The sequence below is a fragment of the uncultured Microbacterium sp. genome, from assembly GCF_913776565.1.
Taxonomy (GTDB): Bacteria; Actinomycetota; Actinomycetes; order Actinomycetales; family Microbacteriaceae; genus Microbacterium.
Genome location: NZ_CAJYPF010000266.1, coordinates 1 through 14,592, shown reverse-complemented (window position 1 = coordinate 14,592; position 14,592 = coordinate 1). Strand labels below are relative to the sequence as shown.

Here is a 14,592-nt window from a genome sequence, read left to right as displayed (position 1 = left end):
GCGAACCCGGGATGCCGTCGCCCACCGGGATCGACACGGCGCTGTCGCAGGCGCGGGTGATCGAGGCCCACCTCTCGCCGAGGTGAGCCCCGCCGCCCTCAGTTCGCGATGGTCAGGCTGACGGCCGCCGAGGTTGCGGTATTGCCCGCGGCGTCGGTGGCCTTGGCGGTGATCGGGTAGGTGGCGTTGCGGACGTTGCGGGTGTCGTAGGCCGCGCGCCACTCGGTCGCGGTGACCTGCGTCGCCACCGCGAGGCGATTGGTCCCCGCCCAGACCGTGACGCCGGTCACACCGACCTGATCGGTGGCCGAGACGCGGATCGTGACGACGCCCGACACCGACGTGCCCGAGGCCGGCGAGATGATCGCGACGGTCGGCGCGATCGTGTCGGGGGTCGGGGTCGGTGTGGGCGTGGGCGTCGCCGTGGGCGTGGGCGTGGGCGTGGCTGTGACCGTCGGCGTCGGCGTCGGCGTCGGCGTCGGCGTGGCGGTCGGCGCCGCGGGAACGAGCAGCGACCCCCAGCGCGTCATCGACGCGGTGAAGTCGCCGGTGGCGAAGCCCGGGGTGTTGTGCCCCAGGGTGTGCGTGCGCACCGACGCCTCGGCGGCGACCGGGGTGATGCGGTCGATCAGGGCGAGGCCGTGGCGGCGCGGGGGAACGGTGGTGTCGCTGTCATCGGGCGTGGAAACGACCACGCGCACCTTCGTACCGCGCCAGACGTCGAGGCCGAAGCGTGTCGGGTTCGCGGCGTCGATCGCGGCGAGGTCGTCGCCGAACACCGCCTGCACCGAGATGCGCCCGCGGCCCCCGTCGTCGTAGAGCGCGCGCAGATCGTAGGCCGCATTGACGTCGTACAGGCCCGTGATGTTCGGCAGGAGTCGGCGACCGTAGGTCTCGGCGGCGAGCACGCCGCCGCCCGAGGTGGCGCGCAGGACGGTCGACGAGACGATGAACTGCCGCGTCATCCAGCTGAGCGCGGCGTTCTGCAGGTCGACGGCGCGCGGGGCGGAGTACAGCGTGCCGCCCGCGTTCTGACAGATCGCGATCGCGCCGCGCTCGACCGCCCACATCGCCGAGGCGCGGAAGCTGCCGTCCAGCGCGTTGTGATCACCGCCCGAGCCGTGGTAGTACCACACGACCGGGACGGGGCGACCGTCTCCGGGCTTGATGCTCTGGGGCACGTACAGACGCGCGGGATCCTTGCTGATGGTGACGCAGATGTTGTCGAACAGGGCGCCGCCCGGGGTCACCTCGTTCGCGGTGCGCTGATACTCGCCGGGCAGGGTGGGCGTCGGTCCCGACGACGCGGCGGTCGCGGAGCGGGCGGCGAGGAGCCCGAGTGCGACGGCGCCGGCACCCCACGCTCCTCCGGTCAGGACGGTGCGGCGGCTGATGGGCCGTTCGCGTTCTGTCGCCATCGTGTGCAATCCCCTCGGCAGGTCCGGCTCGTGAATTCGCTCACGCGCTCTCGCACGTCAATTGTGAAACCACGGATAACGGCGAATGTGAACTCCCTATGACGATCCGTCGCCAATTCGACGACGACCCCGAATTGCGGCCGCGCACCGCGCTACAGTTTCGCCACGCCCGGGATGCAGGGCCGCGTGAGCGATCGGCATCCCGAGAGAAGAATCCCGGTCGTCCCGTTTCGGGGGAATGCACGTGGCGACCGTCCGAGGGCCTGCGCGCCCGCATACAGGGGGGAATCGGTGGTGTCATGTCGACGACCGTGTGGGGAGCCGGCGGAAAGACCGCATTCATTTGTTCGACCGGCGGACATTTCGCCGAATTGATCAGATTGGAAGCGCTGTTCGGGCGGCATCCGGATTCTCTGTGGATCACCTTCGATACCCCCCAGAGTCGGCAGATGCTCGAGGGGCGTCGCTGCGTCATGCTGCCCTACGTCGGTCCGCGCGACCTCAAGGGCACTCTCGCGGCCGCGGCTCCGCTTTTGCGCATCTTCCACGCCGAGCGTTTCGACGCGGCGATCAGCACCGGCGCGGCCATCGCCACCGCCGCCCTGCCGCTCGCCGCGAGCGCCGGTGTCCCGGCCACATACATCGAGAGCGTCGCCCGCGTCGAGGGCCCCTCGATGACGGGCCGGCTGCTGCAGAACGTGCCGAATGTGCACCTGCGCACTCAGGCACCCGGATGGGCGAACGCCCGGTGGAAGCTGTGCGACAGCGTCCTGAGCACGTACCGGTCGGCGCCGCGCGTGCGTCCGGCCCGACCGCGTCGACTCTTCGTCACGCTGGGCACGATCCGCGGATACCGGTTCGACTCGGTCGTCGACGCGGTGCTGGCGACCGGACTCGCCGACGAGCAGACCGTCTGGCAGCTGGGCGAGACCTCACGCGACGATCTTCCCGGTTCGGTGCACGACTACCTCGCGCCCGAGGACTTCACCCGCGCCGCGCTCTCGGCCGACGTGGTGGTGTCGCACGCCGGAGTGGGGTCGCTCCTCGAGATGCTCGCGCTGGGGGTGCACCCGGTGCTGGCCGTGCGCAACGCCGCACGCGGCGAGCACGTCGACGACCATCAGGACCAGATCGCCGCCCTGGTGAACTCCCTCGGCATCGCCACCGCCGTGGCCGGCCCCGCCGTCACCCGCGAGATCTGCGAGCGCGCGGCGGCCCTGACGACGATCGACGACCTGACCATCTCGAGGGAGCGAGCCGCGTGAACTCTTCGAAGACGCCGGACCACTCTCGGGTCGAGCACCTCGCGCGGCGCGAGATCTTCGCCGTCGGGCGCGGCCAGTACGAGAACGTCGGCGACGTGCTGCTGCGGCGGCCGCTGCTGGACTGGGCCCGCGAGAGCGGTCGATTGCACGTCTACGTGGGCCACTCGCCCGAGGGGTACGACGAGGGACTGGGACTGCAGCCGGACGACGTCGTCTACCGCTCGTTCGTCGACTGGTACCGGGCGCTGCTCGCGTTCGCCGCGCGCGGCGAGGCCGACAGCATCTACAAGCCCGGTGAGCTGCAGTTGACGGTGATCGGCATGAAGGAGCACCTGGCCATGCTGCCCGCCGTGGCACTCGTCCGGGCGCGCGGGGGTCGGGTCGCCCGCGTGGGCGCCGGTGCCCGCAACTTCGCGCCGCTGCCGCGCGCGCTGATGTGGCCCTCGAACGCCCTCAGCTCGTACACGCGGTGGCGAGACGACCGAACGGCGGGGTACCTCGGATTCGGGCCGGCCATGCCCGACCTGGGCTTCTCCGAAGGCCTGGACGCGCGGGGCCTCGAGGTCGCTCGCGCCGAGGGCGCCGGCATCCGGGATCTGTTCGTCGTCTCGCTGCGCGACGACACCGAGGTCGCCCCGCGGCCGTACCCGCAGCCCGCCTGGATCGCCGCGGTCCGCGAGGCGGCCGCGCAGCTCGGCCTGCGCCTGGTCGTCGTGACGCAGGTGAGCGTCGACGAGGAACGGTCGCGCCGGCTCGCGCGGGACCTCGACGCGGAGGTCGTCGGGTGGCCCGCGCTCGAGGCGCACGCCGACCAGGAGGAGCGTCTGCGCGCCGTCTACCGGCGCACCGCCGTCGCCGCGAGCGACCGTCTGCACGTCATCATCGCCGCTTACACCGAGGGCGCCATGCCGATCGGTCTGCAACTGGACGACTCCGACAAGATCTCGCGCCACTTCGACACGATCGGTCTGCGCGACATCGCCGTGAACACGACGGGAATGGATGCCGACACCCTGCGCGACCGTCTCATCGCCCTGTCCGAGCGCCGCGACGAGGCGCTCGCGGCGCTGGTCGAGGCCCGTGCACGTCTGGCCGTCGTCCGCGCCGAGCTCGCCGCCCTGCTGCGCCGCGACGGCACGTCACCGGCCGTGCGTCCCACCGTCGACTCGCCGACCGTGTTCCACCTCGGCCGCGGCGGGGATCACCCCGGGGGCATGACGCAGGTCGTGAACGCCTATCTCGGATGGCCGTTCGCGCGGTGTCGCGTGGACGTGGTGACCTCCCGCGGCAATCCCGGCGATCACCTCACGGCGGTGCGGCTGTTCCTCGCCGCGCGACGACGCGTGCGTCGGATCGCGCGTTCGGGGGAGCCGGCCGTGTTCGTCGCGCACCTGTCCGAGCGGGGATCGTTCCTGCGCGAGGGCCATCTCGCCCGCTTCGCCGCCCGTCTCGGTGCGCCGGTCATCGCGCACCTGCACGGCAGCGAGTTCGACGCCTACGACGAGCGCCACCCCGGGCGTGTGCGCGACGTGCTGTCCGCGTGCGCCCACGTGATCGCCCTCTCGGACTCCGCCCGGCGGATCGCCGCGCGGACCGTAGGCGATGAGCGGGTGAGCATCATCCCCAACGCCGTTCCCTCGGGGCCCCCGACGACTGCCGAGCGCGTCGTCGTGTTCGGCGGGGTGGTGTCCCGGCGCAAGGGGGTCGACGTGCTCGACGCCGCCTGGCGTCGCGTGCACGCGCTCTTCCCCGACTGGACGCTCGTGGTGGCCGGCCCGCTCCGCGAGCCGGATGTCGTCGACCGGGACCTGCCCGGGGCCGTGTTCCTGGACGCCGTGCCGCACGACGAGCTGCTCGGATTCCTCGAGCTCGCGGCGGTCGCGGTGCTGCCCTCGCGCGACGAGGCGATGCCCATGTTCATCCTCGAGGCGCTGGCGCGTCGCGTCTGCGTCGTCTCGACCGAGGTCGGCGGCATCCCGGACGTCCTCGACGGCGGTCGGGGGCACCTGATCCCTCCGGGCGACGTCGACGCGCTCGTCGCGGCCCTCACCGCGGCGATGGGCGACGACACCGACCGCGAACAGCGGGCGTCGCGCGGCCACGAGTCCTTCCGCACCACCTTCGCGGCCGAGACCGTCTACCCGCGCGTGGAGTCCATCTGGCTCGCGCCCCTCGGCGATCGCTTCGGGGGCGAGAACACCCCGGGGACCGAACCGAACAGCACCGCGACCGTCAGGCACACCGCCACGGCCCCGAGGCACGACACCGCGGCGACCGCCGTCGCGGGAGCGGAGCCCACGGGGATCAGCGGGACCACGGCGGCCAGGAGCAGCGCGTGAAGCACGTACACCGGCAGCGTCCGGCGGCCCACCGCGACGAACGGCGCTGACAGCACGCGCGAGCGCGCCAGCACCGAGGCCACCACGACGCACGCCGCCACGCACACCACGGACAGTGCGACCCGGGCGACGCCCGCGGCGGCCGGCGGCACGACCGTGAAGAGCGCGAACGAGACCGGCACGATCACCAGCGCCGGGGCGATCCACCAGACACGCGTCCGGACGGCCAGCGCTTTCCACGCCGTCGTGGCCCGGACCCCGAGCACGAAGAAGAACAGGTACAGCGCGATCGAGCGCCAGATGGGGTTGCCGCCCGTGGGGACGACGTCGTACGCGGCCGCCACCGACAGCGCCGCGGCGGGCACGAGCACCGCCCACGTCGGCCACGCACGGGTGGCGCGGGCGATCACGACGTAGGCGATGAGCGCGAAGAGGAACCACAACCCCGTCGTCGGCCACACCGGCAGCAGCAGGAACGCCAGCCACGGCGGCACGTCGCCCAGCGGCCAGGGCACGACGCTGAACCAGATCGCCCGCACCGCCGACCACAGCACGTAGACGTACACCAGCAGCCACAGGCGGCGCGCCCATACCTCGCCCCACGGGCGCTGCACGACACTCGCGGCGAGCATTCCCGAGATGACGAAGAACAGCGGCATCCGGATCGCGGTGAGGAAGGTGTTCGCGGTCGCGAGCCAGCCGATGTCCCACCCGTACGCGGTCATCAGCTGAAGGGTGTGAGCGAGGACCACGAGGATCATGGCGCCGCCGCGCGCGGTGTCGGGCCACCGCAGCCGCGGGGCACTCAACGCGGCTCCCGGGCGTTCGCGCGGGCGGCTCTCGCTCCCGCGGAGCGGCCGAACGGGTAGACGAACAACCACGACACCCGGGTGAGGTAGCGGGTGATCACGATGGACAGGGCCGTGACGATCGCGGTCATCGCCCCGATGACGAGCAGTCCCCGTCCGGGCAGGGTGTCGAGCCACCCGGCGATGTGCGACAGCCCGATCGCGAGGAGGGCGATCACGAAGATGTGCACCAGGTAGACGTTCAGCGAGCGCACCCCGATGTACGACAGCCACCCGAGCGGGCGCACGCGGGCGACCCGCGTGGCGAGGGTGAAGCCGGCGGCGACCACCAGCACCTGCCCGACGAGGGCGACCCCCGGGATGCCGGCGACCCGGGGGACGAGGGTCGCGAACGCCGCGAAACCGGCGAACGCGACGATGCTCGCGACGATCGCCAGTGGTGTCGTGCGCTCGACCGCGGCGTGGATGCGCCGCGGGAACGTCGCCCCGACGACGAAGAAGACGAAGTACTCGATCATGCGGTTCCATCCCACGTTCTCGGTGTCGATGAGCCCCGCCGACATCAGGGTCGACGCGACCAGCGCCGCCGCGATCAGCACCCACGCCGGCAGCACCCGGCTCGCCCACAGCACCAGGGTGAAGACGAAGAGCGCGTAGATGAACCAGTACGAGCTGATCGGCCAGACCAGGATCCCCAGCAGAGCGAGGGGATCGGATGCCGCGGTGCCCGCCCCGTCGGCGCGCACGTTCGGCACGATCAGGTAGAACACGAACCGCAGCAGCGACCACACCACGTACAGGTAGAGGTACTGCCGCAGCCTCCGTCGCCAGAGGTCGGCGAACGACCAGCTCTGGATGCGGGTCTGGAACAGCCCCGAGATGAGGAAGAACGCCGGCATCGGGAACAGGTCGAGAACGATCCTCGCGCGCCCGACACCCGCGGCATCCATTCCCAACGAATTGAGGAAGAGCGACACGTGATAGGCGACGATCATGATGATCGCCGCGCCCTTGACCACGTCCATCCAGTCCCGCCGCCCGACGTCGTCGCGAAGCCACCGGCTAGCCGGTCGAGTGTTTTCCATTCCGTTCCCCCAAGAATCGGTCCGAACGCTCGGCTTCCTCGCGGCCCCCCGCGCCGATGCGTTCGGTGTTCGCACGCGCGAGTTCGCGCGCACGGTCCGCCCCGCGACGCACACGGTCGACGGCGTCGTGGGCGTCCAGTGCCGAGACGACGACATCGCGGATGCCGGTCCCCATGCCCGTGCGCGGTGTCACGCACAGTTCGGGCCAGTCGAAGAGGCGCATGAGCCCCTCGACCTTGCCCTGCGAGGCGAGTGTGACCGCCGGCACCCCCTGCGCCAGCGACATCACCGCCAGGTGCATCCGCCCCGTCACGACGACCGACGCCGACGCGGCGAGGCGGCGGATCTCGCTCGGTCCGAGCATCGTCTCGACCAGGGTCACGCCGTCGGCGTCGCCCCCGCGATGCAGCGCGTCGAGGACGCCTCGACAGGCGGCGAGGTCGTCGGCGGTGCGCCGCAGCACGTGCGGAAGGAGGACGACATGGATGCCGCGCGCCCGCAGCTCGGCGAGCACCGGGCCGTATTCCACGCCCTGGTCGACCGTGCGCGCGATCAGGCCGCTCGCGTTGACGAGCGCGTAGGGGGCGGGCAGATCCTCGAGTGCCGCGGGGAGGCGGTCGGCGCGGCGATCGTCGGTGAAGACGATGTCGGCGGTCTCGACGACTCCGGGGATGCCGAGCTCGCGCACCCGCGCCGCCGAGGCGGGGTCGCGCAACAGCAGTCGAGCCCCGGCGGTCCCGGCGCCACGCAGGGCGTTGCGGGCCGGTCCCGGGGCGGCACCGTTCCAACTGAAGCCGATGACGGAGGTGTCGAAGCCTCGTTCGGCCGCGACCGCGGCGATCGTCGACCGGCGCACCGAGGGGCGCAGCGAGTACACGCCGTCCATGATGTCGGCGCCGATGATCGACACCGTCGCCGCATCGCCCAGCAGCGCGCCCAGGGCGCGGACGTCCCCGCGGTGGCCGTGGGCGTCGCCGTAGAGCAGGTCGGGAAGGACGACGATCCGCGCGCGGCCGGCCAGGTCGGCGGGCAGCACGAGGTCGTCGTCGTGACGGGTGACGATCGTCACCGGCCGGTCGGCCGCCGCGACGAAGGCCTCGACCATCGCCTGATCGCCGATGTTCCCGGCGCCCGGCGGGGCGATGAGCACGTGACCGCGTTCGCCGGGACGGCCCGTCGAAGAGCGCAGCAGCGCGGCGAACCGCCGGGTCGGCAGGCCGCTGCGGTCGAGCAGCTGGCGGGGAAGGCGGCGCACTCGTCGCCGGATCGATCCGAGCCTCACAGGGTGTCCTCTCGGGCGGTGCGGGGTCCCCGCGCCCGGCGCAGGTGCTGGCGCAGCGCGAGGATCGTGCGGACATCGCGACGGTAGGCCGGCAGCACGACGGTGGTCAGGGCGAGGGCGGCGACGAGGACGACGGCTCCCACGGCCAGGCGGGCGACGTCGTCGATCCCGGGCCACAGCGCCGTGACGGCGGCCGAGAGCAGAGCAGCGGAGCCGTAGACGGCGACGGTGCGCGCACCCGCCCAGAACAGGGGGGCGCCGCGCAAGAAGGTACCGCGCGTCATCCACACGATGCCGACGGGCCACACCAGCACGTTGCCGATGGTGTACGCCCACGCGACGCCCTCGACCCCCCACAGCGCTCCCGCGACGATGAGGCCGATGACCACGGGCCGCGTCGCGATCGTGTACCAGAAGAAGCGCTTGGTCAGTCCGAGCGAGAGCGACACCCAGTACGTCGCGTAGGCCGCCGCCTGGAAGAACCCGGCGATCGCGAGGATCTGGAACAGGTGGACGGTCGGTTCCCAGCGCGGCCCGAGCGCCACGGCCACGAGGGCGGGCGCTTGCGCGACGCTGAACGCCAGTACCCCGGCGACGACGTTCAGCAGCACGATCTGACCGACCGCGAGGAACCGCGCGTACCGCTCGGGGTCGTCCTGCAGTCGCGACAGGGTCGGCAGCGCGACGCGTGACGCGGGAGCGTTGATCTGGTTCAGCGGCAGCACCATCAGCTGAAAGGCGCGGTTGTAGAAGCCGAGCGGGGCCGGTCCGAACAAGCGGCCGATCATGACGGAGTCGATGTTGCGACTGGCGTAGACCAGGACCTGGGATGCCACCAGGTGCCCGCCGAACGACACCAGCCCCCGGACGGACTCCGTGCGCGAGGGCAGCCCCGGCCACCAGCCGGCCACGATCGGCAGGGCGAAAGCCAGCAGGAGGATGGGCAGGACCTGCTGCACGACCAGCGCCCAGTACCCCCACCCCCAGATGGCGAGCATCAGCGCGACGCCGAGGCCGGTGATCTGGGCGCCGATCTCGACGGACGACAGCGACACGAACCGGAAGTCGCGGTTCAGGTGCGCTCGGAACTGCGTCGAGAAGCCGTTGAGCAGGAAGGTCGGTGCCAGGGCGATCGCGACGGCCACCAGTCGCGGGTCGGCGTAGAGCGCCGAGATCGGGACCGCCAGAGCGGCGCACGCGATGCTCAGCAGTGCTCCGATGCCCAGGTTGATCCAGAACAGTGTCGAGCGCTGTCCGTGCGAGAGCGTCTTCGCCTGGATCGCGGCGCTGGACAGGCCGAAGTCGCGGACGATCTCGCCGACGCCCACGATCGCCAGCACCATCGCCGTCACGCCGTAATCGCTCGGCGAGAGCAGGCGCGCCAGCAGCACGATGCCGGTGACCTGCACGACGATGCGCACGCCCTGCGCCCCCATCGTCGTCACGGCGCCGCGCGAGGCCGTGCGCCCGAGGCTCCGCGTCGGCGCGCTCACGCGAACTCCCGCTCCCGCGGGTGCGTACCGGTCGCGGCGGGGGCGGACGGCGTGACGGCGCGCTCGCCGCCGTGGACGGTCAGCAGGGCCAGGACGCCGATGATGATGTGCATGCTGCGCACCGCGTCCAGGGTGTTGAAGCCGGTGATCGCGACGAGGTAGGCGACGAGGGCGAGCAGCGCTCCGAGGTTGCCGGTGACCGTGGCGCGCCAGGCCAGGGCCACGGCGAAGGCGACGAAGAAGAGCAGTCCGGGGATGCCGACGCTGATGAGCAGCTGCAGCATGCTGTTCTCGATGATGATCGTGTCGAACAGGCGACTCGTCTCGCCCGAGGTCCCCGGACCGGTGCCGATCCATCCCGACAGGTCGGACGCGCGGAAGGCGACCTCGACGGCGCGGTCGCGCACGTCGGCCGAGATGCGGGACTCGATCGAATCCGCCCGTTCGACGAGCGGTCCGAAGTTCATCGCGCCGACACCGCCGACGGCCGCGACGACCACCAGCTGCATCCACCGCTTCGCGTGCGACCAACCGATGAAGAACGGACTGATCAGGATGCCGAGCCCCACCGCGACGGCGACGGCGGCGAGCGGGCCGCGCGACACGGTCCCCATGACCCCCGCGGCGGCGATCAGCCCGGCGATCAGCGGCCAGCGGCGGCCCTGCGTGAGCCAGGTCCCGAGACCGAGAAGCGCCGGAACGGTGAGGAACGCGGCCGCGAACAGCGGGTGCGAGAACGCCCCGCGCGCGCGGTAGACCGAGAAGACGAGATCGCCGGACGCGGTGCCGTACAACGGGGAGAACCGCAGGATCGACTCGCCCAGGATGTATAGGCCCGACAGGGCGCCGACCACGAGCAGCGTCTCGCGCAGCAGTCGCGCCTCTCGACGCGCGTCGACGACCAGCAGCGGCACGAGCACGCTCGTCACGAAGGCCACCGACCAGCCGATCGACGTCTCGTCCCAGCCGTTGAGGGAGATCGAGCACACCAGCCACACCGCGAAGAGCAGGCCGGTCGCGGAGACGGCGTATCGTGCCGCGAGGGCCGAGCGCTTCTCGACGGGGAGTGTCCCGCGCCCCTCCGGCGCGAGCAGCCGCCGGACGACCCAGACGCCCATGATGATCGCCAGGGGCGGCACGGCGTTGAACGGCCCCTCGGCGGGGATGTACCGCGTGGGGAAGAGCGCCAGGATCGCCATCGCGAGCGAGGGCAGCCAGTGCACCGGGACGGTGAACAGCGCGATGACGAAGACGGCCAGCGCGGGGATCAGCGCCGCGATGGCCAGGCTCGGCTCGTCGATCGCGCGGATGGCGGCCGCGGTGCCGCCGAGCACGAACAGCGTCGCGAGCGCGCCGAGCAGCCACGGACGCCACGCGCCCGCCGGTCGTGCCCTCGCGATGAGGTGCCCTGCAGTCCTGCTCATCCGATCCCCGCCCCCGCCTCGTGGATGTGCTGAGCACACGCTAGCGAGCCCCGGTGTCCGTCACGTTTCCTGCCCGTGACGTTGCAGGGGCGGGTCGGTGTGGAAGGCGACGTTCGGCTGATTCAGAAGTCCGCGGGAGCATCATGCCTGCATGACCACCTCTGAGACGGCTTCGCCCGCGGTCCGGACGAACGCGTTGTCCGCGCCGCCGGTCCGCGCGCGGGCGGCGGTCCTGACCGCCGTCGCGACCGTCGTCGTCCTCGTCCTCGTCGGTTTCGTCCTGCGCGCCGCGCCCCTCGACCTCGCGCTGTCCCGGGCGGTGCATCATCTGCACGCCTCGGCGCTCGCGCCCCTCGCCGAGGCGTTCTACCGCGCGCTGAAGCCGCTTCCGGCCGCGGGCATCATGCTCGTCGCGACCGCGGGCGTCGGGTGGGGCACCCGCCGATGGCAGGCGGCGCTGATGTTCCTCGGAACGGTCGCGGTCACCTGGGGATCCGCGGAGACGGCCAAACTCCTCGTCGACCGCCCGCGCCCGGGACTCGCCCACGCGGCCGTACCCGTCATCGGATCGGTGACCGATGCGTCGTTTCCCAGCGGACACGTCGCGTTCACGGCATCCTTCGCCCTGGCCCTGGTCTTCGTGCTGTGGAACACCCGCTGGAGAGTCGCCGCGGTCGTGGGGGGTGTGCTGCTCGTGGCGGGGATGTCGGTGTCAGTCGTCGTCATCGGCGTCCACTACGCGGGCGACGTCGTGGCATCCGTCCTCTGGGTCGCCGGCGTGTTCCCGGCCGTCCGCGCAGGCGGGGCGATCCTCGTCGCGCGGCTGGACGCGCGCCTCGCTCGCCGTCGCTCGCGGATCGGGACCTGAGCACCGCCCCCGCGTCGCGGGTGGGAAGGGGAGGGATGCCGGGGCTCGCGGCATCCCTCCCCGTCGTCACTTCACCTGGGCGCTGATGACGCTCATCACGGCCGTGTCGGCGAGGGTCGTCGTGTCGCCGACCTCGCGGCCCTCGGCCACATCGCGCAGGAGCCGGCGCATGATCTTGCCCGAGCGCGTCTTGGGCAGCTCGCCCACGATGTAGACGTCGCGGGGACGCGCGATCGGGCCGATCTGCTCGCCCACCCATCGGCGCAGCTCGTCGCCCAGGCCCTCGACGGGGTTCTGCTTCAGATAACGGCTCTTGATGATCACGAAGGCCACGACCGCCTGCCCGGTGGTCTCATCGGACGCGCCGACGACCGCGGCCTCGGCGACACCCTCGTGGCCGACCAGGGCCGACTCGATCTCGGCGGTCGACAAGCGATGGCCCGACACGTTCATGACATCGTCGACCCGGCCCAGCAGCCACACGTCGCCGTCGTCGTCGAGGCGGGCGCCGTCGCCGGCGAAGTAGTAGCCCTTGTCGGCGAACTTCTCCCAGTACGTCTCGCGGTAGCGGTCCGGGTCGCCCCAGATGCCGCGCAGCATGCTCGGCCACGGCTCGGTCACCACCAGCAGCCCGCCGGAACCGTTGCCGACCGGCTCGCCGCTGTCGTCGACGACCGCGATCGAGATGCCCGGGACGGGGACCTGGGCCGAGCCGGGCTTGGTCTCGGTGACGCCCGGCAGGGCCGAGATCATGATCGCCCCGGTCTCGGTCTGCCACCACGTGTCGACGATCGGGGTCTCGTCGGCACCGATGATCTCGCGGTACCAGACCCACGCCTCGGGGTTGATGGGTTCGCCCACCGAACCGAGCAGGCGCAGCGACGACAGGTCGAAGCTCTGGGGCACGTCACGACCGATCTTCATGAACGACCGGATCGCGGTGGGGGCCGTGTAGAAGACGGTCACGCCGTGGTTCTGGATAAGCTCCCACCAGCGGCCCGGGTGCGGGGTGTCGGGCGTTCCCTCGTAGAGCAGCTGCGTCGCACCGTTGGCGAGGGGGCCGTAGGTGACGTAGGAGTGGCCGGTGATCCAGCCGATGTCGGCCGTGCACCAGTAGACGTCGGTCTCGGGGTGCACGTCGTGCACGACGCGGTTGGTGAACGCCGCCTGCGTCAGATACCCGCCCGAGGTGTGCAGGATGCCCTTGGGCTTTCCCGTCGTGCCCGAGGTGTAGAGGATGAACAGCGGCGTCTCGGCGGGGAACGCCTGCGCCTCGTGATCCGCCGATGCCTGCGGCACGACGTCGTGCCACCAGATGTCGCGGTCGTCGGTCCACTCGACGTCGTTCTCGCCGCGCTTGACGACGAGGACGTGCTCGACGGTCTCCTGGATGCCGGAGCCGTTGCGGTCCGCGAGGGCCTGGTCGACCGCGGGCTTCAGCGGCGACACCTTGCCCTTGCGCCACCCGCCGTCGGCGGTGATGACGACCTTGGCCCCGGCATCGTCGATGCGGGCGCGCAGGCTGTCGGCCGAGAAGCCGCCGAACACGACCGAGTGCACCGCGCCGATGCGCGCGACCGCGAGCATCGAGGCGATCGCCTCGGGGATCATCGGCAGGTACAGGGCGACGCGGTCGCCCTTCTCGACGCCGAGGTCGGTCAGCACGTTGGCGAGGCGCTTGACCTCGTCGGTCAGCTCGGCGTAGGTGACGTTGCGCTGGTCGCCCGGCTCGCCCTCCCACCGCAGGGCGATGCGATCGCCGTTGCCGGCCTCGACGTGGCGGTCGAGGCAGTTGTAGGCGACGTTCAGCTCGCCGTCGGCGAACCACTCGGCGAAGGGCGGGTTGGACCAGTCCAGCACCGTGGTGAACGGTGTGTGCCAGTGCAGTTCCCGGGCCTGGTCGGCCCAGAAGCCCTCGCGGTCGGCGGCCGCGCGCTCGTACAGGCTGCGATCGGCGACGGCGTTGCCGGCGAAAGCGGCCGACGGGGCGAACCGGCGGGTCTCGGTGAGGAGGTGGTCGATCTGGCTGCTCATCGCGGCGCTCCTTCGCGTTCCTGGACGCCCGCGACGGTGCACGGCGTCTCCACTCGGTCACGCTAGCGACCGCCCCCGACAGGGGCCACCTCCGATAGTTGGCATCCGCCGGGTGGGAAACAGGTGATATATCGCGATGAATATGTTCGATGAGTTGGGTTCGGTCGCTCCCCGCGCGTAGTCTGTTCTTCGCCCGAACATCGCTTTCGGCATTCGCGTCGGAGAGAGCCCCCCAATTTTTCTCCGGCGCGCGGCGGCATCCCTCGCCCCCCACTGTAGGGATGCCGCCCCTTCTTTTTTCCGGGGTGGATCGGCGGTCCGCGTTCTCCCCAACCGCCGAGGTGCGGCATCCGTCCCCTGATCGGGACCCGCGGCCCGCGGTGCCGGCGTCACGCTGTCTAGCGTCGGGGCATGTCCTCCCGCCCCTCCGCCCGATCTCTCTCCCCGGGCGCGTCACCCGCCGACGACGCCGCGCTGACCTTCCTCCGGCCGTTCCTCGACGATCCGCGCATCACGGATCTGCTGATCAACGGCGAGGACGGTCTCTTCGTCGATCGAGGCGCGGGAATCGAGCG

At 71.5% G+C, this 14,592-nt stretch carries 9 protein-coding genes and 1 pseudogene; 3 read left to right on the top strand and 7 right to left on the bottom strand.

The window, feature by feature from the left end; genetic code table 11:
- Positions 1-98: 98 nt before the first annotated feature.
- Positions 99-1,418 carry an Ig-like domain-containing protein gene (locus tag QZ433_RS14585; RefSeq protein ID WP_295784834.1) on the bottom strand — a complete coding sequence of 440 codons (1,320 nt, stop codon included), beginning with the start codon at positions 1,416-1,418 and terminating at the stop codon, positions 99-101.
- A 299-nt stretch (positions 1,419-1,717) separates the two neighbouring features.
- Here QZ433_RS14585 and QZ433_RS14580 point away from each other — a divergent pair, with 299 nt between their 5' ends.
- Together QZ433_RS14580 and QZ433_RS15130 are read left to right on the top strand one after the other, a co-directional pair.
- Complete coding sequence (locus QZ433_RS14580; protein WP_295784832.1) at positions 1,718-2,683, top strand: glycosyltransferase; 966 nt, start codon at positions 1,718-1,720, stop codon at positions 2,681-2,683.
- A gap of 320 nt (positions 2,684-3,003) precedes the next feature.
- Positions 3,004-4,767: pseudogene (locus QZ433_RS15130) on the top strand (glycosyltransferase family 4 protein); the annotation flags it as partial.
- Between the two features lie 53 nt (positions 4,768-4,820).
- On the opposite strand, the gene QZ433_RS14570 reads toward QZ433_RS15130, so the two are convergent.
- From QZ433_RS14570 to QZ433_RS14550, 5 genes are read right to left on the bottom strand one after another with little or no spacing between them, the layout of a single operon-like run.
- Positions 4,821-5,783, bottom strand: coding sequence for an acyltransferase family protein (locus QZ433_RS14570; protein WP_295784829.1), 963 nt, complete (start codon positions 5,781-5,783; stop codon positions 4,821-4,823).
- A gap of 44 nt (positions 5,784-5,827) precedes the next feature.
- Positions 5,828-6,856 (bottom strand): acyltransferase family protein, encoded by a 1,029-nt coding sequence (locus QZ433_RS14565; RefSeq protein WP_295784827.1) that lies wholly within the window; start codon positions 6,854-6,856, stop codon positions 5,828-5,830.
- Positions 6,857-6,893: 37 nt separating this feature from the next.
- Positions 6,894-8,198 carry a polysaccharide pyruvyl transferase family protein gene (locus QZ433_RS14560; protein ID WP_295784825.1) on the bottom strand — a complete coding sequence of 435 codons (1,305 nt, stop codon included), beginning with the start codon at positions 8,196-8,198 and terminating at the stop codon, positions 6,894-6,896.
- On the bottom strand, positions 8,195-9,691 hold the full coding sequence (locus QZ433_RS14555) for a lipopolysaccharide biosynthesis protein (RefSeq protein ID WP_295784823.1): 1,497 nt from the start codon (positions 9,689-9,691) through the stop codon (positions 8,195-8,197). The genes QZ433_RS14560 and QZ433_RS14555 overlap by 4 nt, the downstream gene beginning before the upstream one ends.
- Positions 9,688-11,115, bottom strand: coding sequence for a hypothetical protein (locus QZ433_RS14550; protein ID WP_295784821.1), 1,428 nt, complete (start codon positions 11,113-11,115; stop codon positions 9,688-9,690). Before QZ433_RS14550 ends, QZ433_RS14555 begins: the two co-directional genes overlap by 4 nt.
- A gap of 151 nt (positions 11,116-11,266) precedes the next feature.
- On the opposite strand from QZ433_RS14550, the gene QZ433_RS14545 reads away from it, so the two are divergent.
- Entirely contained in the window at positions 11,267-11,983 is a 717-nt protein-coding gene (locus QZ433_RS14545) for a phosphatase PAP2 family protein (protein WP_295784819.1), read from the top strand.
- A 66-nt stretch (positions 11,984-12,049) separates the two neighbouring features.
- On the opposite strand, the gene acs is transcribed toward QZ433_RS14545, so the two are convergent.
- On the bottom strand, positions 12,050-14,017 hold the full coding sequence (gene acs, locus QZ433_RS14540) for an acetate--CoA ligase (protein ID WP_116537208.1): 1,968 nt from the start codon (positions 14,015-14,017) through the stop codon (positions 12,050-12,052).
- Between the last annotated feature and the right edge of the window lie 575 nt (positions 14,018-14,592).